The 25,136-nt window shown below is 32.2% G+C and carries 21 protein-coding genes; 18 read left to right on the plus strand and 3 right to left on the minus strand.

What is annotated here, in order from left to right; all coding sequences use genetic code 11:
* The first annotated feature begins 63 nt into the window (after positions 1 to 63).
* Genes Q0912_RS15555 through Q0912_RS15565 form a run of 3 tightly spaced genes read left to right on the plus strand, consistent with a single transcriptional unit; the run spans position 64 to position 1,676 of the window.
* A complete protein-coding gene (locus Q0912_RS15555; RefSeq protein ID WP_299116795.1) occupies positions 64 to 651 on the plus strand; it encodes a sigma-70 family RNA polymerase sigma factor in 588 nt (195 codons plus the stop codon).
* On the plus strand, positions 635 to 808 hold the full coding sequence (locus Q0912_RS15560) for a hypothetical protein (protein WP_299116797.1): 174 nt from the start codon (positions 635 to 637) through the stop codon (positions 806 to 808). The genes Q0912_RS15555 and Q0912_RS15560 overlap by 17 nt, the downstream gene beginning before the upstream one ends.
* 34 nt (positions 809 to 842) lie before the next feature.
* Complete coding sequence (locus tag Q0912_RS15565; RefSeq protein WP_299116799.1) at positions 843 to 1,676, plus strand: hypothetical protein; 834 nt, start codon at positions 843 to 845, stop codon at positions 1,674 to 1,676.
* Between the two features lie 183 nt (positions 1,677 to 1,859).
* Here Q0912_RS15565 and Q0912_RS15570 read toward each other — a convergent pair whose 3' ends face one another.
* Positions 1,860 to 3,215: a DEAD/DEAH box helicase gene (locus tag Q0912_RS15570; protein WP_299116801.1), complete on the minus strand. Its 1,356-nt coding sequence runs from the start codon at positions 3,213 to 3,215 to the stop codon at positions 1,860 to 1,862.
* Between the two features lie 118 nt (positions 3,216 to 3,333).
* On the opposite strand from Q0912_RS15570, the gene Q0912_RS15575 reads away from it, so the two are divergent.
* Positions 3,334 to 4,635 carry an anthranilate synthase component I family protein gene (locus Q0912_RS15575; protein ID WP_299116803.1) on the plus strand — a complete coding sequence of 434 codons (1,302 nt, stop codon included), beginning with the start codon at positions 3,334 to 3,336 and terminating at the stop codon, positions 4,633 to 4,635.
* Between the two features lie 39 nt (positions 4,636 to 4,674).
* On the opposite strand, the gene Q0912_RS15580 is transcribed toward Q0912_RS15575, so the two are convergent.
* Positions 4,675 to 5,364, minus strand: coding sequence for a hypothetical protein (locus Q0912_RS15580; protein ID WP_299116805.1), 690 nt, complete (start codon positions 5,362 to 5,364; stop codon positions 4,675 to 4,677).
* Between the two features lie 42 nt (positions 5,365 to 5,406).
* Between Q0912_RS15580 and tilS the strand changes: the two genes are divergently transcribed.
* From tilS to Q0912_RS15625, 9 genes are all read left to right on the plus strand, one after another.
* A complete protein-coding gene (tilS, locus tag Q0912_RS15585) occupies positions 5,407 to 6,795 on the plus strand; it encodes a tRNA lysidine(34) synthetase TilS (RefSeq protein ID WP_366125139.1) in 1,389 nt (462 codons plus the stop codon).
* Positions 6,796 to 6,844: 49 nt separating this feature from the next.
* Complete coding sequence (ade, locus tag Q0912_RS15590) at positions 6,845 to 8,464, plus strand: adenine deaminase (protein WP_299116807.1); 1,620 nt, start codon at positions 6,845 to 6,847, stop codon at positions 8,462 to 8,464.
* A 6-nt stretch (positions 8,465 to 8,470) separates the two neighbouring features.
* Entirely contained in the window at positions 8,471 to 9,430 is a 960-nt protein-coding gene (locus Q0912_RS15595) for an alpha/beta fold hydrolase (protein WP_299116809.1), read from the plus strand.
* A 51-nt stretch (positions 9,431 to 9,481) separates the two neighbouring features.
* Positions 9,482 to 10,120, plus strand: a complete 639-nt coding sequence (locus tag Q0912_RS15600) for a VCBS repeat-containing protein (RefSeq protein WP_299116812.1) — start codon at positions 9,482 to 9,484, stop codon at positions 10,118 to 10,120.
* A gap of 62 nt (positions 10,121 to 10,182) precedes the next feature.
* Complete coding sequence (locus Q0912_RS15605; protein ID WP_299116814.1) at positions 10,183 to 13,080, plus strand: T9SS type A sorting domain-containing protein; 2,898 nt, start codon at positions 10,183 to 10,185, stop codon at positions 13,078 to 13,080.
* Positions 13,081 to 13,198: 118 nt separating this feature from the next.
* Positions 13,199 to 14,737 carry a YifB family Mg chelatase-like AAA ATPase gene (locus Q0912_RS15610; protein ID WP_299116816.1) on the plus strand — a complete coding sequence of 513 codons (1,539 nt, stop codon included), beginning with the start codon at positions 13,199 to 13,201 and terminating at the stop codon, positions 14,735 to 14,737.
* A gap of 75 nt (positions 14,738 to 14,812) precedes the next feature.
* A complete protein-coding gene (locus Q0912_RS15615; protein WP_299116818.1) occupies positions 14,813 to 16,090 on the plus strand; it encodes a hypothetical protein in 1,278 nt (425 codons plus the stop codon).
* 83 nt (positions 16,091 to 16,173) lie between these two features.
* Positions 16,174 to 16,728 (plus strand): RNA polymerase sigma factor, encoded by a 555-nt coding sequence (locus Q0912_RS15620; RefSeq protein WP_299116820.1) that lies wholly within the window; start codon positions 16,174 to 16,176, stop codon positions 16,726 to 16,728.
* The gene (locus Q0912_RS15625; protein ID WP_299116822.1) at positions 16,725 to 18,122 is read left to right on the plus strand and encodes a hypothetical protein; all 1,398 of its coding nucleotides are present in this window, start codon (positions 16,725 to 16,727) and stop codon (positions 18,120 to 18,122) included. The genes Q0912_RS15620 and Q0912_RS15625 overlap by 4 nt, the downstream gene beginning before the upstream one ends.
* 17 nt (positions 18,123 to 18,139) lie before the next feature.
* Here Q0912_RS15625 and Q0912_RS15630 read toward each other — a convergent pair whose 3' ends face one another.
* Positions 18,140 to 20,311, minus strand: a complete 2,172-nt coding sequence (locus Q0912_RS15630) for a hypothetical protein (RefSeq protein ID WP_299116824.1) — start codon at positions 20,309 to 20,311, stop codon at positions 18,140 to 18,142.
* 140 nt (positions 20,312 to 20,451) lie between these two features.
* Between Q0912_RS15630 and Q0912_RS15635 the strand changes: the two genes are divergently transcribed.
* Genes Q0912_RS15635 through Q0912_RS15655 form a run of 5 tightly spaced genes read left to right on the plus strand, consistent with a single transcriptional unit; the run spans position 20,452 to position 25,103 of the window.
* A complete protein-coding gene (locus tag Q0912_RS15635; protein ID WP_299116826.1) occupies positions 20,452 to 21,561 on the plus strand; it encodes a DUF2891 domain-containing protein in 1,110 nt (369 codons plus the stop codon).
* Positions 21,558 to 22,784 carry an Nramp family divalent metal transporter gene (locus Q0912_RS15640; protein ID WP_299116986.1) on the plus strand — a complete coding sequence of 409 codons (1,227 nt, stop codon included), beginning with the start codon at positions 21,558 to 21,560 and terminating at the stop codon, positions 22,782 to 22,784. The genes Q0912_RS15635 and Q0912_RS15640 overlap by 4 nt, the downstream gene beginning before the upstream one ends.
* Positions 22,784 to 23,524: a 5-oxoprolinase subunit PxpA gene (gene pxpA, locus Q0912_RS15645; protein WP_299116828.1), complete on the plus strand. Its 741-nt coding sequence runs from the start codon at positions 22,784 to 22,786 to the stop codon at positions 23,522 to 23,524. The genes Q0912_RS15640 and pxpA overlap by 1 nt, the downstream gene beginning before the upstream one ends.
* Before the next feature lie 6 nt (positions 23,525 to 23,530).
* Positions 23,531 to 24,262, plus strand: coding sequence for a 5-oxoprolinase subunit PxpB (pxpB, locus tag Q0912_RS15650; RefSeq protein WP_299116830.1), 732 nt, complete (start codon positions 23,531 to 23,533; stop codon positions 24,260 to 24,262).
* On the plus strand, positions 24,255 to 25,103 hold the full coding sequence (locus Q0912_RS15655) for a biotin-dependent carboxyltransferase family protein (protein ID WP_299116832.1): 849 nt from the start codon (positions 24,255 to 24,257) through the stop codon (positions 25,101 to 25,103). Before pxpB ends, Q0912_RS15655 begins: the two co-directional genes overlap by 8 nt.
* Positions 25,104 to 25,136 lie beyond the last annotated feature (33 nt).

Raw genomic sequence — 25,136 nt, forward strand, 5'->3', positions numbered from 1 at the left:
TTAGTTAAAATGGTTGTGTCTTAAAAGAATAACTAACCAAGTTAAAACGAACTAACAAATAAATTGACAACAGACGCTGTTCATAGCCTAACCGATGAAGCGCTAGTAGAAGCAATCGTAAAAACCAACGACACCTTGTTGTTTGAAGTGTTGTACGATAGATATGCTACTATGGTATATAATAAATGCTATGGATTTGCTAATGGTGTCGATGAAGCCAAAGATCTAACACAAGATGTTTTTTTAAGAGTCTTTGTAAAACTGGCAAGCTTTAAGGGGAAATCAAAATTTTCTACATGGTTATATGCTTTTACTTATAATCATTGTGTAAATTATGTGACCAGAAACACAGCCAAAAAGATTGAAAAAAAATCGATAAGTTCTGATAGTATTGAAAACATAAGAGAAGATGTAGATTCTACACACGAATTTGAAAGCATGCGTGTAGAAAAATTGAAGAAGGTAATGGAGTTGATTTCACCAGAGGAGAAGATGATTTTATTACTAAAATATCAAGATAATTTATCAATTAAAGAATTATCTCAAGCACTAGATATTGGCGAAAGCGCAGTTAAAATGCGTTTAAAAAGAGCAAAAGAAAAACTTGTACTTAAGTACGATAACTATACGAAAGATGGAAAATCCATTTAAGCAAATAAATCAGCCTTTAAAAGAGGTTCCGGCAGAGCTCAAAGGTAAAGTCATGCACGATATTGCAATGGCAAAGTTGTTTATGGAACTAGCCGAATTGTTTTCGTATAATATCAGTCATATCATTGATAGTGTAACAAGTAATAGAAAAAAGTAATACTTAATAAACCCTAACATTAAAATTATTCAGTATGGAAAAAATAACAAGTTTTAAGGACTCAGCTATGCAATCGCTATCAGCAATGTGGCCTGAGGTTTCAACATTTGCTCTTAAAGCTCTGGGAGCAATCTTTATTCTAATTATAGGTTGGCTTATAACAAAACTTATAGTTAAAGCGATAAGAAAAGTTTTAAAACTGGCTAAGGCTAACAAGCTTGATGATAAGCTTAATAACATTGAAATCATTGAGGGAAAGAAACTCAATTTTGACACAATTAAAATAGTCTCAAAGTTTGTAAAATGGGTAATGTATATCGTATTACTGATTATGGTGTCTGACGTTATGGGGTTAGAAATTATATCTAATCAAATAAGTGAATTATTATCTTACTTGCCTCAGTTATTTACTGCTTTAGTCATATTTATACTAGGGTTATTATTTGCCAATTTTGTAAAGAATGGACTAAAATCTCTATTTGAATCTATGGATTTATCTGGTGGTAAAATGATAAGTCAGGTTGTATTCTTTTTAATACTAACATTTATTTCTATTACAGCGCTTAACCAAGCAGGTATAGATACAGATATTATAACGAGTAATATAACGATGATACTTGCTGCATTCTTACTAGCTTTTGCTATAGCTGTTGGTTTGGGTGCGAAACATGTGGTAAATAAACTGATGCACACGTTTTATGCACGTAAAACATTCGAGGTAGGTCAAAAAATTATTTTCAACGACAAGCGCTACACAATAGATGAAGTAAAAAGCATCTCTGTAGTGTTAAAAAATGAAAATGGTAGATTAATAGTGCCAATTAATGATATTACGGAAAATCAAGTACAATTGCAGGACCAACTATAAGGTTAGGGTTATAGATTTTATTTTGTTATAAAATGTGGTCCTGTACGTACTTGACGTGTAAAGCCTCTTCATATTGAAGAGGTTTTTTACTTTGTAGTATATTATTCCTCAATTCTTTTAATATATAATAAAACTAAAGTACTGTGGCATCTTTGAAGGCGACATCTTAGAAAGGATTGAAATTTAACGACGGTTTTTATTTCTTCTATTATAATTTTTATCTCCTCTTGTTTTTGGCTTTTTGTATTTTTTAGCAATTTCACGACGGTAAGATCCACCTAAATTTTCCTTTTTGTTCTTATCCTTTTTTTCATGAAAAGCTGGTCCTGGTGCATCTTCATCACGACGCTTTATTGGGTTGTAGTGTTCTTTAATCTGTGGACGCTCTTCTTCAATAAGCTCAGTGGAAATAGATACATCATCAGGTATTTTTAGAGTTTCAATGCTTATATCCATTAAATCTTCAACACGTTGACGTGCCTCTTGTTCTTTTTCGGTTGAAAACAAAATAGCTATACCTTCTTTTTCCGCACGACCAGTTCTACCTATTCTATGCATATAATTTTCAGGATAATCGGGTGTGTCAAAATTGATAACATGCGTTACATCATCAATATCCAAACCTCTAGCCATGATATCTGTGGCTACTAAAAGTCTATGTTCGCCTTCTCTGAACTGTTCTATACTGCGTAATCTATAATTTTGCGTTTTGTTTGAATGAATAACACAGGTCTGATTTGGAAAAAGCATTTCTAATTTATCAAACAAGCGATCTGCCATTTTCTTATAAGCTACAAAAATTAAAACTCTGGAAAATTCATCTTCATCTTGAAGCAAATGTTCTAGCAAATTAACTTTGGTGTAGAAATTCGGAACATCGTAACGCAATTGCTTAATATTCTCTAAAGGAGTTCCTGAAACGGCAATAGATATTTTAGTAGGATTAATAAAGAAATCAGAAATTAGGTCATCAACATCTTTAGTCATTGTCGCTGAGAACATAATATTTTGACGACGTTCTGGAAGAATATCAAAAATATTCATTAGTTGATGTCTAAAACCTAGATCTAACATTACATCTACTTCATCAATCACCAATCTCTGAATAGATTTTAATTGCAAAACTCTACTCACTGCTAAATCATAAAGTCGACCTGGAGTCGCAACGATAATATCTTGACCTTGAGCTACAGCCTGTTTTTGGGTATTGATATTAGTACCTCCATAAACTCCTAGTATACGATTGTTAATATACTTTGAAAGCTTTTCAATTTCATTTACAACTTGTACAACAAGCTCTCTTGTTGGTACTAAAATTAAAACTCTTGGATTGTCCTGTTTTGAGTATTTAAGATTGCGCAAAACAGGCAACATGTAAGCAAAGGTTTTACCAGTGCCAGTTTGTGCAATACCGACCACATCTTTACCCGATGCTACTACACTAAAAGCTTCTGCCTGAATTGGAGTAGGGCTTTCAAACCCCAAATCGTCAATGGCATTGTATAAAGGAGTATTTAAATTTAAATCTTGAAACGTCACAATATAATTTTATGAGGCAAAGATACACTTTACTTTTTGGTATAATTTTAGCATTATAAAATTGAGCATATTTTATTTGGAGACTAAAATTCGGTAAATTGCGCTAATTATTTTTCTATTGAGAACAACGCATCGGTATTCACTAAAACATCCTGAAAAGTTTAAAGAGCAACTCTTATCTTGGAGTCAGCAATTTGATGATGTAGTTTGGTTAGATTCTAACAATCATAATGATAAGTATAGTAGTTATGATGCTATTTTAGCAGTAGATGCTTTTACAAGTTTAAAATCAGATTATCATGATGCTTTTGGGCGTCTACAAGAGTATCAAATATTAACTAAAGACTGGGTTTTTGGTTACCTTACTTACGATTTAAAGAACACAACTGAAGAATTAAAATCTCAAAACTTTGATGGCTTAGGGTTTCCGGATATGTATTTTTTTCAACCTAAAAAATTGTTTTTAATAAAGGGGAATACGTTAGAAATGCAATACCTGAAAATGTTAGATAATGAACTAGAAGACGATATTTCTATAATTAGTTCTGTTGCCATTCAGAAGCAAAACGAGATGCCTTATAAAGAAAAGCCTATTAAGATTAAGCTTAGAATTCACAAAGACGAGTATTTTAAAAAGGCCAATAAAATGCTAACTCATATACAACGTGGAGATATTTATGAAGCCAACTTTTGTCAGGAATTCTATGCCGAAGACAGTGAAATTAATCCACTGGAAACCTTCAAAAAACTTAATGCCATATCAAAACCACCATATGCAACGTTTTTAAAGGTAAACGACAATTACTTACTATCTGCATCGCCAGAGCGCTACATAAAAAAAGAAGGTAATACAGTAATTTCGCAACCCATAAAAGGTACAGCAAAGCGTTCTCAAAGCAAAACGGAAGACGCGCAGCTGGCTAAAGATTTGTCGAATGATGAAAAAGAACGAAGCGAAAACATAATGATTGTAGATTTGGTACGTAACGATTTGTCACATACAGCAGAAAAAGGTAGCGTTAAGGTAGAGGAACTGTGCAAAGTCTATTCATTTTTACAAGTGCATCAGATGATCTCTACGATTTCTTCAAAGGTTAGCGAAGCTATTAATCCTATAGATATTTTAAAGACTACGTTTCCAATGGGAAGTATGACAGGTGCACCTAAAATTTCAGCAATGAAAATTATTGAAGATATAGAAGAAACAAAGCGTGGTTTATATTCGGGTTCTGTAGGATATTTTGCCCCAAATGGAGACTTTGATTTTAATGTTATTATACGTAGTATTTTGTATAATGCTTCAAAGCAATATATTTCGTATTCTGTAGGTAGTGCAATTACAGCTAAGAGTAATCCTTTAAAAGAGTATGAAGAATGTTTAATTAAAGCAAAAGCGATGCGAGAAGTACTTGAAAATTAGTACTAAATAATAATCACAGTTTACGGGTTTGCTATAGGTCTATTCTAAATGACTTCTAAAACTTTTCTTCACCTTATCAAAAATCAGTATTACTCGCTCTGTAGTTATCTGTTTTATTTTGGCAATTTCATCAAAATCCAGATTTCCAAAAATATATAAATCAACGATATTAGAAATGTTGATAGGTAGCCAATTATAGAATCTGCCAAATACTTTTGGGGATGCTGTTGGAGACAAATTCTCTAATTCAAAAGCTTTTAATATTGAAGTTTCTTTATCTTCATATAAATACAAATGATTGGTACGGTCTTGTTGATAAGAGATGTCACTCAATTCTGTATTTAAGATTAGATCCAAATCAGCATCAATGGTATAGTCTTCGCCTAATTTCGATAATTCATCTTTTAAAATAGTATCTGTGCTTATAGTATTTTTATGGTATGCTTCCTTTTTAAAAAGTGCATTCATATAGTCGTCAATCAACTTAAAAAGTTCAAGTTTTACAGCCATAGTTTCAGCTTCAATATTAAAACCATTAGTATAGAGCTTAATTATACATTCGTCTATAATACCATTAGAAGAGTACATGTTTTTTGGTAGAATACCAGTCGTCTCAGCTATATAAATACGATGTTTTACATATGGATGTAAATGAGGAACTACAGAAAGTACCTTCTTGTCAAAGGTAGTTTGTGCAGATTTTGACGATAATTCTTTGAACGTGCTCATAACCTATAATTTTAATATTTTTTAAAGCTATAAATATTGATAGTGAAATTTTATGATAATTATCATTTTGCCTCAAATTCAGCTGGTATGCCTTTATCAATATTGTATATTTACCAGATGTTATACGCTTTTAAAGAACAATTAAAATCACATTTTGCGTACTTGGAACACGCTAAGCTTGTTATTGCCATTTCTGGTGGTGTAGATAGTGTGGTTCTGGCATATCTATGTAAAGCGTTAAAGCTTAATTTCTCACTAGCACATTGTAATTTTAATTTGCGAGGAGATGAAAGTAATGCTGATGAGGATTTTGTCTTAGACTTAGGAGAGCGGTTAGATGTAGAAGTTTTTATTCAGAATTTTGATACTAAAGCTTATGCAGACCAAAATAAGCGTTCTATTCAAATGGCAGCAAGAGAGTTGCGCTATAATTGGTTTAATGAATTAGCTAAGCAATTACAATTTGACTACATTCTTACTGCGCATCATGCCGATGACAATCTAGAAACCTTTTTAATCAACTTTACAAGGGGAACAGGTTTAAATGGTTTAACAGGAATTCCTGAAATTAATGGTAACATTGTGAGGCCGTTACTGAAATTTTCCAGAGAACAGATTGAAGATTATGCTAAAGAAAACTGTATTGTGTGGAGAGAAGATAGTAGTAATGCGTCCCGAAAATATCTTAGAAACAAACTACGCCATGAGGTTGTGCCAATTCTCAAAGACATAAATCCAGAGTTACTAAATAGTTTTCAGAACACTTTAGATAACCTAAATGATACCGCAGATATTGTAGAAGAAAGTCTTAATGTATTTACTGAAAGAGCTATAGTAAAGGGCAACAATAAGACAGAAATGTATAAAATTTCAGAATTTAAAAAGGTTAATAATCCAAAAGCTTACCTCTTTGAAATGTTTAAGAGTTATGGCTTTACTGAATGGAATGATGTAACTGATTTATTAGATGCGGAAACAGGTAAATATGTTAAATCTAATGCACATCGCTTAATAAAGCATCGTGAGTTTTTGATATTGACAGACTCTCATTCAGAACAAAACGAAGTGTCTTATTTAGTAGATAACGTAAATAGCGAAATTAAAACACCTATAGGAATTTTGCTTTTTGACGAAGTTGATGCAGCAAAACAAAATTTAACAACAACTATTTATGTTGATTCTGAAAAGCTAAACTTTCCTTTAGAACTTAGACTATGGAAACAAGGGGATATGTTTTACCCATTAGGATTGAAAGGAAAAAAGAAGATTAGTAAATACCTAAAAGACGAAAAATTATCCTTGGTAGAAAAGGAAGATACTTGGGTTTTAATGTCAAATAATGAAGTGGTTTGGATTGTTGGTATGAGAGCTGATAACCGATTTAAAGTAACCGATGCTACTAAACAAGTTTTAAAGATAGAATTGAAATAGTATACTAAACGTATTACATTAATACATAGAATTTTAATAGTATAGAGATTTGAAATTAAGAGGAAACATAATAGATATACCAAACCGTAAAATCTTCAAAGGAGAAATTACTATTGAAGATGGTAAAATAAAAAGTGTCAACAAAAAAGACTGTAAGGAAAATCATTATATCCTTCCGGGTTTTGTTGACGCGCATATTCATATTGAAAGCTCGATGTTAGTGCCAAGTGAATTTGCTAAAATAGCAGTAAAGCATGGTACTGTAGCTACGGTTTCAGATCCTCACGAAATTGCCAATGTCCTTGGTGTAGAAGGTGTGAAATTTATGATAGAAAATGGCAAAAATACACCTTTTAAGTTCAACTTTGGAGCACCTTCATGTGTGCCAGCGACAAGCTTTGAATCTGCAGGTGCTGTTATTGATGCTGATGCTATAAAAACCTTAATGGCAAATCCAGATATTAAGTATTTGGCAGAAATGATGAATTATCCAGGAGTCATTTATAACGATGCTGAGGTACTTAAAAAAATTGAATGGGCAAAACATTATAATAAACCTGTTGATGGTCATGCACCAGGATTAAGAGGTGATGATTTAACCAAATATATTTCTGCTGGGATTTCTACGGATCACGAATGCTTCACATACGAAGAAGGTTTAGAAAAACTTCAAAAAGGCATGAAAGTTATTATACGAGAAGGTAGTGCAGCAAAGAACTTTGAAGCGTTAATAGACTTATTGAATACACATTATGAACATATGATGTTTTGCTCAGATGATAAACATCCTGATGATTTATTATTAGGACATATTAACCAACTTTGTACTAGAGCTGTAGCTAAAGGGATAGATGTGTTTAAAGTTTTACAAGCAGCTTGTGTTAATCCCGTTAGGCATTATAATTTGGATGTTGGTTTACTAAAAGTAGGGGATACTGCAGATTGCATCGTGGTAGAGGATTTAAAAGATTTTAAAACGCTTCAAACCTACATTGATGGAGAGTTGGTCTACGATAATGGAATTTCTAAAATTAAGGACGTAGAGTTTAAAAACTTAAATAACTTCAACACAACTAAAAAAGAGGTTTCGGATTTTAGATTAGAATCTAATACAAAACAGATTAGAGTTATTGAATGTTTAGATGGAGAATTGGTTACGAATGAAATTATTGAAAATGCTACAATTAAGGACGGTAACCTAATTTCTAATACAGTAACAGATGTGCTAAAAATGGTTGTTGTTAATCGGTATAAAAATGCAAAGTCATCCATAGCTTTTATAAAGAATTTTGGATTAAAAGAAGGCGCAATAGCCTCTTCTGTTGGTCATGATTCTCATAATATTATTGCTGTCGGAGTTTCGGATGAAGCAATCTGCAAGGCGGTTAATCTTTTAATTGAAAATGAAGGTGGTATATGTGCTGTGAGTAAAACAAAAGAAAATGTAGTGGCATTACCAGTTGCAGGAATAATGAGTGATAAAGATGCTGAAACAATAGGTAAGCAATATTCTGAATTGGATCAAATGGCAAAAGAATTGGGTAGTAAACTACATGCTCCATATATGAGTTTGTCATTTATGGCCTTATTGGTAATTCCATCATTAAAGCTAAGTGATAAAGGCTTGTTTAATGGTCAAAAGTTTCAGTTTACATCAGTAGAAGTTTAATCAATTATGCCAATAATAGAGCCTTCCTATAAACCACCATTTTGGGCTAAAAAAAGTTTTGTGTCTACGGTTTTTTCCGGATTAGCAAGAAAAGTTAATGGATTAAAGCAGACCAGAGCGCGCATTACATTACCAGACAATGATTTTTTGGATTTAGATTGGAGCTATGCTGAAAAAAAGTCTAATAAAGTCATCATTCTGTTACATGGTTTAGAAGGCCATGCACAACGTCCTTATATTACAGGCACAGCAAAGCTGTTTAACGACAATGGTATTGATGCCTGTGCTGTTAACTTTAGAGGCTGTAGTGGTGAACCAAACCTTTTGTATCGCAGCTATCATTCTGGTGCTACGGAAGACTTAGAGGCTGTTGTAAACCATATTTTAAATAAGTTTGAATATAATGACATTTATATCAAAGGTATTAGTTTGGGTGCTAATATGGCTCTGAAGTATGTTGGAGAACGAAACGATGTACCAAAGGAAATAAAAGCAGTCATTGCTGTTTCTTCACCATGCGATTTAAAAACCTCATGTGATGAATTACTCAGTATTAAGAACAAGCATTACGCCATTCGGTTTTTGCAACATCTAAAAGATAAGTTAAAACCTAAATTAATACAATTTCCTGATAACATATCTATTACGGATTTTAACTCTATTAAAAGTTTAATTGATTTTGACCATATGTACACTTCTAAAGCACATGGTTTTAAGGATGCGTTTGATTATTATGAGCAAGCTAGTAGCTTACAGTTTTTGCCGAATATAAAAGTGCCTAGCTTAATCATCAACGCCCTTAATGATTCCTTTTTATCAGCTAGCTGCTATCCTGTAAAAGAAGCCAAGCAAAATCCATATTTGTATTTAGAAATGCCCAAGTACGGAGGACACGTTGGTTTTATCGATAAACGAAATATTTATTATAACGAACGGCGTGCTTTGGAGTTTGTTGCCAATTTATAATTACATAGTTTTGATATTCCATTATAATTTAAGAATTATATATCATCAGTTATGCGAAAAAGTTATATGCTTTTTTATTGCTTTATACTCTTTTTAAGCAATATATATGCCCAATTCGATTTTACTCAAAATATTATCATAGACGAAACTTTTGCTCAACAGAACCCCAGGAAAGTTATGGTAGCAGATATAGATGGGGATAATTATAAGGATGTAGTGTCATTGGGTAATAATATTCTTTGGTATAAAAACATTGATGGTTTGGGTAATTATGGGGATGCAATTAGTATTGTAGATTTTAGTTTTAATGGAGCCTGGTTCGATATGGATATTGCTGATATCGATGGGGATAATGATGTTGATATCGTTTTTTTTAATGGGGTAGATAATACACCATTAGTTTGGGTAGAGAATTTGGATGGTATGGGTGCCTTTAGTTTACCACAAGTTATTAAATCTATATCTTCTACTAATTCATATCTAAATCTTCAAGTGAAACTTGTTGATATGGAAAGTGATGGAGATATTGATATTGTTTATTCAGATATAGATGGTATTGGTTGGTACGAAAATACAGATGGGGAAGGCACCTTTGTAAATCATTTACTTATTAGTATAAATCATAATAATAGTGACGGTCCTAGAGATATTGAATTAAAGATTTCAATGGGGATAATCTTAAAGATGTAATCGTTGATGCTAGTAGTAATATTGATTATTACGAACATAATATAGATGGGAGTGTCTCTTTAGTGCAAAATTTAGATGCTACTGCTTACGGAAGACAAATAATTTCTGGAGATATTGATGGTGATAATGATAATGATCTCCTAAGCGTTTATTTGAACAATACTGATATTAGAATTGAATGGTTCGAAAACACAAATTCTTCAGGCAATTTTGCTTCTAAAGAAATCTTGATAAATCTCGAAGACATTGAAGCTGTAAATGCATATGCCTATAATGATATTATACTCACAGATATTGATGATGATGATAGATTAGATATATTATTTAATAATTCGCTAAACAAAAAAGTATCTTGGTATAAGAATTTGGGATCTGCTATTTTTGGTACAGAGCAAGTTATTGTAGAATCTGTATACTATTCTGATAAATATCTTTATGCGGCTGATATAAATAATGATAATAATATTGATGTTGTTACTTCATCCTCAGATGAATCTCAAATTAGCTGGCATAAAAATTTAGCTGGCTTAGGTGATTTTGGTGGTCAGAATAGCGTATCGTCTTTTGTTTATGGTATAAATAATTTTGTGAAAGCGGATTTAGATCATGATGGTGACTTCGATTTAATTTCTAGCTCAGAATTTGACGGTAAAATTGCATGGTATAAAAATGTTAATGGTTTAGGAGAGTTTACAGACAAGCAAATTATCATTAATAACACTCTTAATGTGGTTAGAGAAGTATTTAGTAAAGATATAGATTTAGATGGAGACATGGATATTATTGCGCTTGGTCATTTGCATATTTTTTATGAGCCAAGTAGAATTACGGTATACCTTAATGACGGTAATGCTAATTTTAGTGAGCAAATAATTTTAGATGATGATGGTCGCTTAGATCATTTAATTGTTGAAGATATTGATGGTGATTACGATGCTGATTTAATAGGAATTATTGACGATAATAACTTGTACAGAAAAATAAATAACGGAGATGGCACTTTTGGTGATACTGAAGTTATAGTTAATAATATGGCATCTAATCCTTTAGATGTGAAACTTGAAGATATTGATAATGATGGGGATAAAGATATATTTATAAGCCATTCTAATGGTGATTTTTCTATTTATACTAATTCAGATGGACAAGGCACTTATACGCTAGGGCAAGTCATTTCAGGTGAAGCTTCGAACCCATATTTGCTATACATTGTAGATATTAATAATGATGGTTTAAAAGATATATTATATAGAGATAATAATTCTGAGATCGCATATATGCTTGCTATAGATAATCAGGGTACATTTGGTTCTAAAGTAGTGGCTGTTTCCTCTAGTGCTAATTTTATAAGAGGTTTATATGCTATAGATATGGACAACGATCGTGATTTAGATATTGTATCTTCAACATATTTTGGGTCAAATGACAATCAAGTTGTATGGTTCGAAAATTTTGGTAATCTTAATTTCGGACCAGCAATAGAAATAGCTAGTAATATAGGAGTATTAAAACATGTTGATGCATTAGATATTGATGACAATGGGTCATTAGACCTAATAATGGCAACAGGAGACTTTCAATTGATGTGGCTAGAAAATCTTGGTTTAAGCAGTAATGAAATTAATGGAACTTTACTTTTAGATCTAGATAATGATGGTTGTAATGAAGGTGATGCTCCTTTTTCTAATCATTTAGTTATTGCTGATAATGGCGTAAATCAATATGGAACCTTTACGGGGTTTAATGGTATTTATCAGCTTTTTATCGAAGAACCAGGAATTTTTGATACAACTGTAACTCACCAATTCCAAGACTTATTAACAGTCGGCCCAACTTCTGTAAGTTTAGACTTAAATGATTTAAACACTAGTATAACACAAGACTTTTGTGTAGAAGCTAATGGAATCATTAATGATCTCGAAGTAGCTGTTTTTCCTACCTCAGAAGAGGCCAGACCAGGTTTTGAAACCAGTTATAGGATTATATATACAAATTCTGGAGCTCAAATAGAAAGTGGTATAATAAGATTTGAGTTTACAGATGCGCTTTTAAATTTTGTTAGTGCTTCAGAGCCAGTTTTTAATACTACTTTTGGCGAAATTCAATTTCAATATTTTAACTTAGATCCTTTTGAAACTAGATTTATAGATATAAATATGATTGTGGAACCTCCTCCTATTGCAGTTGGTGGAGATGAACTAACTATATTTTCATTTATAGCTGGTGTTAGCGAAAATGATGCAACACCTTCAAATAATTCTCATGGGTTTAAACAGTTTTTAGTAAATTCTTATGACCCTAACGATATTACGGTTTTAGAAGGAGAAGAAATATTCATAGATGATGCTGACGAATATTTGCATTACCTAATTCGTTTTCAAAATACTGGTACAGCAAGTGCTATAAACATTAATGTAGAGCATCAATTAGACGATAAACTAGACTGGCAGACGATGAGGTTGCAAAGTCTAAGTCATAATGGACGTGCTGAAATAATCAATGGGTCTATGATTAATTTTATATTTGATGATATACATTTACCCGATAGTACATCTAACGAGCCAGACTCTCATGGTTATATTGCTTACAAGATAAAACCAAAAAGTAATGTGGTTATAGGAGATATTTTTAGTGGTGTAGCGGATATATATTTTGATTTTAACCCACCAATTATTACCAATACTGTTAATACTGAAATCATTGAAACATTAGATGTAAATGAGTTTGATAAAGAAGAAGTGAGAATATACCCTAATCCAGCAAAAAATAAATTAGAGGTTTCCTCTAATCGAATTATTGATAGATTAACAATAACTGATATTAATGGTAGACAACTAAATTCAGTACAGCTTTCTGTTACTGACTATAATTTAGACGTTTCTAATTTATCAAAAGGCATTTACTTTTTAGAGATTCGGTCTGGTAAATTAAAGTCCACCAAAAAATTCATAAAAAATTGATTCACTATTAAAAAATAGTACAACCTTTTATTTTTAAAAAAGAAAACCTTTCAAGATTATATTTTGAAAGGTTTTTTATTATAAAGTATTTTCCTACATTTATTTCAAATATAATGATATGCTTAAAAAAGTATTTGCTAGTGCCGTTTTTGGTGTAGAAGCTTCTACTATAACTGTTGAGGTTAATGTAGATAAAGGTATTGGATACCACTTAGTAGGATTACCTGATAATGCGATTAAAGAAAGTAATTATCGTATTGCAGCAGCACTTCAAAACAATGCTTATAGAATTCCAGGAAAGAAGATTACAATTAACATGGCGCCAGCTGATTTGCGTAAGGAAGGTTCAGCTTATGACCTAACTTTAGCTATAGGGATTCTCGCGGCTTCAGGACAAATTAAAGTAGAAAATATAGAAGACTATTTAATCATGGGAGAGCTTTCGTTAGACGGTTCACTTCAACCCATAAAAGGTGCATTGCCAATTGCTGTAAAAGCCAGAGAAGAAGGGTTCAAAGGTTTTATTCTACCAAGTCAGAATGCAAAAGAAGCTGCTATTGTAGATGATCTAAAAGTATATGGTGTAGATAATATTACTCAGGTTATTAACCATTTTGATAAAGGAGAAACTTTAGATCAAACCATTATAAATACCAGAGAAGAATTTTATAAAAATCTTGATTTTCCTGAATTTGATTTTGCAGATGTTAAAGGTCAGGAAAGTATAAAACGCTGTATGGAAATTGCAGCAGCAGGTGGGCATAATATTATTTTAATTGGCCCTCCAGGTTCTGGTAAAACTATGCTGGCTAAGCGCTTACCAAGTATATTACCTCCAATGACTTTGCATGAGGCTTTAGAAACCACAAAAATACATTCGGTGGTCGGTCGTGTAAAAGCCCATGCCGGACTTATGGCACAACGCCCTTTTCGTAGTCCGCACCATACCATAAGTAATGTAGCTCTGGTAGGAGGAGGCAGTTATCCTCAGCCAGGTGAAATCTCTTTATCGCATAACGGAGTGTTGTTCTTAGATGAGTTACCCGAATTTAAGCGCGAAGTATTAGAGGTAATGCGGCAACCATTAGAAGACAGAGAAGTTACTATATCCAGAGCTAAATTTACAGTTACTTATCCAAGCTCATTTATGTTGGTGGCAAGTATGAACCCAAGTCCTGGTGGTTACTTTAACGATCCTGATGCACCAATTACATCATCACCTGCAGAAATGCAACGTTATATGGGAAAGATATCAGGACCTTTGTTAGATAGAATTGATATTCATATCGAGGTTACACCTGTACCTTTTGAAAAACTCTCAGACGATAGAAAGGGAGAATCTTCGGTAGAAATAAGAAAGCGCGTTACCAAAGCCAGACAAAAGCAAACCAAGCGCTTTAGGGCTTTAGAGAATGTACACTATAATGCACAGATGAGTACAAAACAGATTCGTGAATATTGTAAACTAGATGATGTATCTATGCAATTGTTGAAGTCGGCTATGGAGCGTTTAAATCTATCAGCTAGAGCTTATGATCGTATTTTAAAAGTATCTAGAACTATCGCTGACTTAGAAAATTCTGAACAGGTTTTAGGAAACCATATTAGCGAAGCTATTCAATACCGAAGTTTAGATAGAGAAGGCTGGTTGGGATAAGCTCATTTTTTTAAAAATCACTGCAACCTTTTTTGTTTTTTTCATCTTATTAATAAAACCATAAAATTTGAATAGATGAAATCAAAAATTTTACCCTTCGTATTAGTTATATTAACCTGCCTACAGCTTATAAATTGTAATAGCGATGACGATGCGTTAGAATTACAAGATGCTGTAGCAGTAACAGTTCCGGTGATAAAGTCTAAATCTGAAATTAGAAGTTCAATTACTGTAACAAGTGCTAAACCTACCAATTCTGATGGTAAGATATATGTGTACGATAATCTTCTTTTTTACATAGCTCAAAATTCTGGAATACACATTTTCGATAATCAAGACCCTTATAACCCTCAAAATATTGCCTTTATTCAACTAGAAGGTGTACATGATATTTCTGTAAAGAATAACATTCTTTATGCTGATAATTTTATGGATTTAGTAGTGTTTAATATCAGTAATATAGCAAATATTGAGCTTGTAAATGTTGAAGAAGATATGTTGTCGTATTATGCTTCCTTTCCTTCAGATGTTATGTATTTTCAGTCAGATATTATGCCAATCAATGACGATGAATTTATCGCAACGTATACAACAGTGCAGATGGAAAGAGCAGAAGCAGACAATAACCCTAACATCTATAATTGGACTTCTATTGATGTTTTTGAAGTCTTTGATGGGGCTTTTGCTGTAAATAATGTAGGTACAGGTGGATCTTATGCTAAATTTCAAATTCTAGATAACGCCTTATATACAATAGACAATTACAAATTGTATGCTTATAATATTACAAATTACAATTCCATTTCATTAACTTCAGAAGTTTGGATGGGAGGTTGGTTTAATGGTGTGTTAGAGACCACATTTATTCTAAAGGAAGTTTTATTTGTTGGTGCAACAAATGGTATGCATATTGTTAATTTAGAAGATCGGTTTACTCCTCAATACATATCTTCATTCTCTCATGCTACAGGTTGTGATCCTGTTGTAGTAGAAGATGATACCGCATATATTACTGTAAGAGGCGGGAATTTTTGTGGAGCGATAGAAGATCAAATTAATGTAATAGACGTGTCTGACATTAGTTTACCTGTGGAGCATTCTACATACTTTATATCCAGCCCTTACGGTTTGGGAATTAAAGATAAAGTCCTATATGTGTGCAATGATGAAGGTGTTAATGTGTTTGATGCAGAAAATCCTAATGACATCATATTAGAAAACACATATAATGTGGTCTCAAAAGATATTATCCCATTATCATCGCATTTAATTGCTGTGGGAGAAAATGTAATTTACCAATATAATTACGCTAATGATTTTGAATTAGAGTTAATGAGTACAATTCAATTTTAGGATAATGCACTTTATCTCATTTTGGCAAACATAACCTAGTTATATGATTATTTAGTAATTTAAACATACAGATCTGTATAAGTTTGGATAAACAGCTACGAGCACTCATACAAAAATGTGTAAAGAAGGATAGGGAAGGGCAACGTGAATTATATGCGTTGCTTTCTCCTGTACTATATGGTATTTGTCTCAAGTATATGAAAAATAAAACCGAGGCTGATGATGTATTTCAAGATGCTTTTATCACACTGTTTCAAAAAATCAATCAATATAAATATAAGGGGAGTTTTGAAGGATGGGTAAAGCGCATTTTTGTGAACGAAGCTTTAGTGGTTTTACGAAACAAACAGCGCCGTCTGCACATAGCAATTGAAGAGTTTGACATAATCGATAGTATTGAGGAGAATAGCGAGGAGCATAGTTTAGTTATACCGCAAGATAAACTGTTAAAGCATATACAACAATTACCAGATAATTATCGGATGGTTTTTAATCTATATGTTTTTGAAGGTTATGACCACAAAACAATTGCGAGCAAACTTAATGTGGCTGTTGGAACGTCAAAGTCTTTATTAAGTAGAGCTAAAGGTGTATTAAGATCAAGAATTAATGAAGAATTAAACAAAAAAGTGTCATGAATAAGGACAGAATTGAAGATATATATAGCGAGTTAGAGGGTTATGCGAAAGCGCCACCTACTGAATTGTGGGAGAATATAGAGTCACAACTTATCTCAAAAAAGAAAAAACGAAGAGGGTTCCTATTCTTTTTAACCTCAGTTGCAGCTGTTTTATTAGTTTTCTTTGGCTATATCATAGGCAGTTCATTAGAGTCAAATGATGAACCCCAATATGAAATTTCCGATAAAGAAAGTCGTATAGATAACGACACAATTGTTAAGCCAGAGATGAAAATCACCAATACAGATAGTGATGTTAATATTGTCGAAGATACCTTAAGTAATTTGTATGATAATGCAACAAGATCATTACAAAAAGTGGTAAGTAAAAATAAGTTATCGGATGAAAACGAAATTTTAAAGAAAAATGATAAAAATAACTCTATAACTCAAAATACACTCCAAAGAAAAGAAGAAAAAAACCTAAATAATAGTTATAAACTAACTTTTAATAAAGAAAATAGCAGTCTAATCAATAAAGAAAATATAAAAGTATTACAGCTAAAAAATAAAGGTATAATTAGTTTTAAAAACGAAAAAGCAACAGCAATTATTAATGAAATAAACCAGTTTAAAAATACTCCGATATTTGACTTAACCGAGGAACTTTTAGCCTTAGAAGAAGACTCTAGCGATAGTTTACTTCTGGAGACTAATAATACTAAATGGTCTGTTGAGGTTTTGGGTGGTTTATCTAATACAGTTTCCGAATCGTCTATCCAGGACGCATCTTTCAATACTACAGCTCAGAATGACTTTGTGTATACTTTAAAAATCGGCTATGCGATTTCAGATAGACTCACTATAAAGTCTGGTATAGGTAAGAATATATTGGGTCAAAAAATAAACGATGTTTCGTACATAAATTTAAATACAACAGAATTGGATAATATTCCTCAGAGTATTATAAATAGTCAAAACATTATAAATAATCAGAGTATATTGTTTTTGGGATCTCAAGAATTTTTTAATGATGCTTCAGCCTCTCAATTAGATATTAATAAGGGAGCATTACAACAACAACTCGATTATATTCAATTACCATTAGAGGTTTCATATAGCCTGTTAAATGAGTTAAAATATAATATATCTCTTGGTCTGGGAGGGAATGTTAACTTTTTAACTAATAACATAGCTTATCTAAATGATCAACAAATAGGGGAGAGTTTAGAGGTTAGCAAGACGGTTTTTGGTGCAACCATAAATTCCAATATTTCATATAAGTTAACTAAAGCTATTAATCTTTTTCTAGAACCTAGTTATAATTATTTTCAAAAACCAATAGATAATAACAATCAAAATTTTACAAACACGCAATTTAGAGCCTTATTTGGATTACGTTATAGTTTTTAAATAGCATTGGTTGGTAGTTAGTCGTCCTTTAAGAAATAATTCTTTGTGTTTTCGTTGCCATTGTTGTGTCTCCATTCAAAAACCAATTCTTTACCCACAATATAGCTGTAGCTTTTTGAAGCCATTTTGCCAGATGGGTCTTTTTCAAATGCCATGATAGTACCTAAACGGGTTAAATCCATATAACGATTTTCAGAAATAGGTAATAACTCTACCTTAGCTAACTCCGTTTTATTGTCCTTACGTTTGTAAAAAAATCTGCCATCTTCTACCCAAAATTTTCGTGGGCCATAATCACCAGAAAAGCCTTTGTTTTGTTGTTGTATAGATTCTTTTGATGAAAGCTCTAAATAAGTTAAATGTGCTAAGGTATTTGATAAATAGGCATGTTTAGGGTTGTCTTCGAGGGCGGTTTCATATAGCGTTTTTGCCACTTCAAAATCACCATTGTCAAAAGCTTCATGAGCCTTAAGTATAGCTTCATCTTCTTTCCAATACCAATAAGAATTAATACTATTGTTATAATTAAATTCCTGAAAGTGAATTCCAATTGGCTTATTAGAATTATCCAGTACTAAATTGTGTCTATAGGTTTCATTGTTTATAAATCCAGAAACAACACAATTCTGTCCACCAGGCAGTAAGGCATGCATTCTTTGATTTTTTATGTATTGTAAGAGCCTGTTATTTTCAATCCAATAGGTATGGACTTGTTCATTAAAACTCGAACGATAAGTGCCTTCAAATTTCTTGAACTTTGAAATATCATAACCGTTATCTTTTAAATATTGAGCAGCAGAATCATAAATTTGCGCTCTTTTTTTATGTTCAGGATAGAGTGTCTGTATATCTTTTAAAAGTGTTTTAGCTTCTTTTATATTCCCTTTAAATAGTAAGGGCTGTATTCTAAATATCTTCAGGTTTGGGCTTATAATTTCATACTTTTTAATTTCATCAATCAGCATGTCATCATTACCATTAACCATTGCGGCTATAGCTAAGTTGGTGCCTGTTTCTGGGTTTTGATCCATATCAAATAATCGCTCAGAAGATTTGAGAAACTTGTCTGTTTGTTTTGTCTCACCGTAAATGCTAAATAAAACCTGATTATAAAAAGCGTTATGAGGATCAACTTCAAGTTGTAGCTTAACTTGCTCAGCAGCATCTTCAAAATTTTCATAGGCCAAATTACGCTGTATATGCACTTCTAATTGCTTTTGTAAAGGCAGTTTGTTTCTGTTTTCAAATGCTTTGTCTGTTAAGTCTTGCACTTCTAATTTCCCTCTGCTGTAGCGCAATGATTGTTTTGCGTAGTTTAAATAAGCCAAAGCAAACTTATCGTCTATAGCAATAGCTCTACTATAATTTCCATTAATATATTCTTTTATGGCGTCCAGTGAATTACTCATAAATTCATTAATAGGGTAATCTAAGTAGCGTAGTTGTTTTGTTTCTACAAACCCGGAATTTTCAGTAATAAACATCGTGATCTCGTCGATTAGAGGTAATAGATCTTCACCTGAGAATGTCTTTTCTTTGAGTACCTTTCCATTGGTCGCTTTTCGTTTATAAGTAGTAATAGTGTAGTTATTGTTTTCTGTTTTATAACTACCATCTATGTAAAAGTCATTAAAAAGGGAGGACTCTTTGAGTTTAGTAGAGGTATTTGTGTAGAATGAAAAATCTGGACTTAGGCTTTTATTTTGAAGTAAATCTTCTTCTAACAACCTTCCGATACCATAGCGTAACCAGTTTAGTGATTTGTCTTCATTTAAATTTTTAAAACCATAAATAGGTATGCCAATTCTAAATTCTTCTTTAGTAATTGTTTCGCTTTGTGCTAACCCTTGTTCATCAGTATATTTAATCTCTTTAGTGGTTGCTCCGAGGTCAGTATTGCCAAAACCAAAATATAATGCAATAATGAGAAGAATAACATTAAGTGGTATAAATATCTTTTCTCTAAGTTTTATGATGCGTTTGGTTAATCGTTCTTGGTGATAAAAGTAAACCATTAACGATGGTGTTATACCTATAAAGAACCATAATAAAATATCTACCCAATGTGGTGAAATGTTGTAACGGTTTAAAACCCAGTCCACAAATTGTAAAAACGTCCATGCAGCAACTAGGTAGGCAGCTAAAAACTTTAAAGTCTTAATCCATTTCTTTTTAGTTTCAGTTGGCATTTTAATAATTTAATAGCTAAAAATAATTGATAATTATAGTTTAAAGATAATTAGTATTCTGAGTATTTCAAGTGTATCTGTTTAAAAGTTATATAAAACTACATTTTAACGTATTTTTACTAGACTAATAATTAACTCTTATGAAACACTACTATGTTTTTTTAATCTTGCTTATATTGTTTAGCTGTCAGGATTCTGAAAAAAACAATGAGCAAGTTAATACTACAGATGTTAAGCAAGCTAAAATTCCGAAATTAAACTTAGAACAAGCTAATCGTTTAGTAGAATTACCATTAAATTGTGTAGGTGTTGAGTATCCTAATAAACTTGGACAAACTTTGGGAGGTGACGATGATTTAAAATCACCAAAAGTGCTTCATCCATCATTTTATGGTTGTTTCGATTGGCATTCTGCAGTACATGGGCATTGGAGTTTAGTGAGTCTTATGCGTCAGTTTCCTGATTTAGAAAAACGAGTAGAAATTAATCAATGGCTGTTAGAAAGTATTTCTAAAGTCAATATTGAAAAAGAGATTGAATATTTTAATGGAGAGTATAATAAATCCTATGAACGTACTTATGGTTGGGCTTGGTTATTGAAACTTGCTGAAGAGTTGCATAAATGGAATGATGCTACAGGAAAAAAAGTAGAAATCAACTTACAACCATTAACAAATTTAATAGTTCAACGTTATTTAGAATTTTTACCAAAACTTAATTATCCAATACGAGTAGGAGAGCACCCTAATACGGCATTTGGGTTAAGTTTTGCTTACGATTATGCCGTGACATTGAATCATACAGAATTGCAATCTTTGATTGAGCAACGTGCTAGAGATTTTTACATAAATGATGAAGCTTGCCCACTAGGATGGGAGCCTAGTGGTTTTGATTTTTTATCTCCTTGTTTAGAAGAGGCTAGTTTGATGAAGCGTGTATTGTCTAAAACCGAATTTAGAGCTTGGGTAGATAAATTTTTGCCCCAACTAAAGAATAAAACATTTAATATAGAAACAGGAAGAGTGTCAGATAGAACAGATGGAAAATTGGTGCATCTTGATGGTGTAAACTTTTCTAGGGCTTGGAGTTTAAACTATATCGCTAAAGGTTTACCAGAATATGATCATCTTAAAAACATAGCTAACCAGCATATTAATTATTCCTTACCAAGTATTGTTGGAGATAGTTACGAAGGAGGCCATTGGCTAGGTAGTTTTGCAATTTATGCCTTAAATTCAATGGGTAAATAATGAAAAGCTTTTTTAAAAACATAGGTCCAGGACCTCTGGTAGCAGCAGCCTTTATTGGTCCAGGCACTGTAACGGTCTGTACATTAGCAGGTGTTAATTTTGGATATGCCTTGCTCTGGGCAATGTTATTGTCTGTTGTGGCGACCATAGTTTTACAAGAAATGGCTGCGCGTTTAGGGGTTGTTGCTCAAAAAGGATTGGCAGAGGTCATAAGAGAAGAGATAGGTAATCCTATCTTAAAACGGTTTGCTATGTTTTTAATTATCAGTGCTATTGTTGTTGGTAATGCCGCTTACGAAGCAGGTAATATTAGCGGAGGAGCTATAGGAATGGAAACCATTTTTGGTAATTCATCTTTTAATATTGGTGGCTTTAACCTGAAAATGATGCCTTTAATTATTGGCACTGTGGCTTTTATTTTTCTTTATATAGGGAATTACAAAGTATTAGAGCGCTTTTTAGTAAGCTTGGTTATTTTAATGAGTTTCGCTTTTTTAGTAACAGCAATTATCACAAAACCAAACCTTTTAGGGATAGCTAAAGGTCTCTTTATCCCTCAATTTCCAGAGAAGGGTATTTTAACTATCATTGGTCTTATAGGTACTACTGTTGTGCCTTATAATCTTTTTTTGCATGCGTCACTAGCTAAGACTAAATGGAAAAGTAAAGAAGATCTAGGTTTTGCAAGAAAGGATACTATTATTGCTGTAATTTTAGGTGGTGTAGTTTCCATGTGTATTATTATTTCGGCCTCTGCAGTTCCATTTCAAGATATTTCTAACGCTTCAGATTTGGCAAAAGGACTAGAACCTTTGTTTGGAGTTAACGCTAAGTATTTTTTGTCTATTGGTTTATTTGCAGCAGGTGTCACTAGTGCAATAACTGCACCATTGGCAGCTGCTTTTGTGGCAAGTGGATGCTTAGGGTGGGATTCTAATCTAAAATCTTCACGCTTCAGAGTGGTTTGGATGTTTATTCTTGGTTTAGGTGTTTTATCCTCTACAATTGGCTTAAAATCTATTGAAATTATAAAGTTTGCTCAAGTAGCTAATGGTTTATTATTACCAATTATTGCATACTTTTTACTTTGGGTAATGAATAAATCATCGGTATTAGGAGACTATAAAAATTCTATGATTCAGAATATTATAGGAGTAATAATTGTACTAATTACTATCTTCCTTGGAGGTAAAGGGGTGTTAAGTGTTTTTAATCTCATTTAATGAAAAACTATTGTATAGATATTAATGCAGATGTTGGAGAGGGGCTCAATAACGAATTGGAGTTAATGCCATTTTTGTCGTCTTGTAATATAGCTTGTGGTGGGCATGCTGGCAATATAAGCACTATGACAAATGTCGTACGATTAGCGAAGAGATATAATATTAAAGTTGGTGCGCATCCATCATTTCCTGATAAGGTAAATTTCGGAAGAATAGTAATGGATATAACCGCTGCGGATTTATATTCTAGCCTAAAAGCTCAAATTAGAGCTTTACAAAATGTGCTTTATGCAGAACGTGTTCAATTACATCATATAAAACCACATGGTGCATTATATAACTTAGCTGCTAAAAACCAAAAGACTGCAGAAGTTATAATCGAAGTTATAAAGAGTACAACTTTGCCTATAACTCTTTATGCTCCATATCAATCTGTTGTTGCTGAATTAGCTTTAAAAGAACACATTAATGTTATTTATGAAGCTTTTGCTGATAGAAATTATAATAATGATTTATCACTGGTTTCAAGAAAAAATGGTAAGGCAATTTTAAATGACAAGGACAAGGTTTTGATGCATGTATTAGGAATGATAAAGGAGGAAAAAGTAACGTCTATAGATGGAGTAGAGGTAGGTATAAAAGCGTCTACGTTTTGTGTTCATGGGGATACTAAAAACGCACTACAAATTTTAAAATATTTGAATCAGAAATTACCTCAAAATGGCATCAGTATTCAATGAATTTTTATGAAGTATAATCTTAAATATTCGCAATATAATGAGCGGTCAATTTTAATAGAATGGCAAGCGATTATTGATGAAAATATCTTAAAATCTATTTTGAATTTTAAAAATTGCATTCAAAAAAAGTGTATTAAACAAAAAGTTGAAGTAATTACTTCATATAACTCAATATTAATTATTTATAAATCAACTATTGACAATATCAATGATAGATTTAAAGAGCTAAGATCGTTATATAGAGCACAGAAGTTTGTGTCAAATGTACAATCCTCTATTTGGGAAATACCTGTTTGTTATGATATGGATTTTGGAACAGATTTACATCAACTTTCTAAAGAAAAAAAGCTTACAATTTCTGAACTTATTCAACTTCATTCTGAACAAGTATATACCGTTTTTTTTATTGGGTTTTTGCCTGGGTTTTTATACTTGGGAGGATTACATCCTAAGTTATATTTTGATAGAAAAACTACGCCAAGTTTTAATGTAAAAAAAGGATCAGTTGCTATAGGCGGACAACAGGCCGGAATTTATCCTCAAGATTCCCCTGGTGGATGGTATGTCATTGGAAAAACACCTATTAAATTATTTAATATTCGTACTGATCCGCCATGTTTTATTAAGCCTGGTGATAAGATAAAGTTTAGACCTATTGATAAATCTGAATATTTTGATATCGATGAACGTATCACAAAATCTTCATTTCAATTAAAACCAGTTAGAACGGATGCTTAAGGTTTTAAAATCAGGATTTTATTCAACGATTCAAGACCATGGACGCTTTGGGTATCGCGAATATGGTGTTCCTTCTTCTGGTGCTATGGACTTGTATTCTAGTCAATTTGCTAATACACTTCTTGGCAATGAAGGAGATAGTACTGTTATTGAAATGACTATGATTGGTGGCATATTTCAATTTTTAAAGCCTACTCTAATTGCAATTTCGGGAGGGTTTATGAGCCCAAAATTAAATGAAGAGTCTATAAAGCAAAATACTGTTATTAAGGTTAATTCTAATGATATATTGAGTTTTGGGCAAGTCACTAAAGGGTTTAGGACCTACTTGGCAGTTAAGGGAGGTATAAAGTCTCACTCAGTTTTAAAAAGTAAAAGTCAATATAGTCCAATTACCAAATTGAGTACAATCAGTATAGGGAACATACTTAAATATAAACCTCATTATGGCAAATTTCTAAGACCAAATGCTTCTGTTAAATATGAAGCCTCAATTTTATCAGATAGTACTTTAGAAGCTTTTGCTGGTCCGGAATTTAATCAACTTTCTAAACACTTAAAAGAGTTCTTAATAAATAGTGAGTTTAAAGTTTCGAAGTATAATAATAGAATGGCTTATCAGTTAGAACCCTTATGTAATAACAATTTAAATTCTATAGTAACTTCACCTGTGTTACCTGGAACAGTGCAATTAACACCAAAAGGCAATTTAATAATTCTTATGAGAGATTGCCAAACCACTGGAGGTTATCCAAGGGTATTGCAACTAACAGAAAAATCAATTAATATTTTGAGTCAAAAAGCTGCAGGAAATAGCTTAAAAATCAGACTAAAAGATTAGTGGCGTAAGAAAAATTGTAATAAAAACTTGTAA

Origin of the sequence: uncultured Winogradskyella sp. (assembly GCF_947498345.1) — a bacterium.
In the GTDB taxonomy this organism is placed as follows: Bacteria; Bacteroidota; Bacteroidia; order Flavobacteriales; family Flavobacteriaceae; genus Winogradskyella.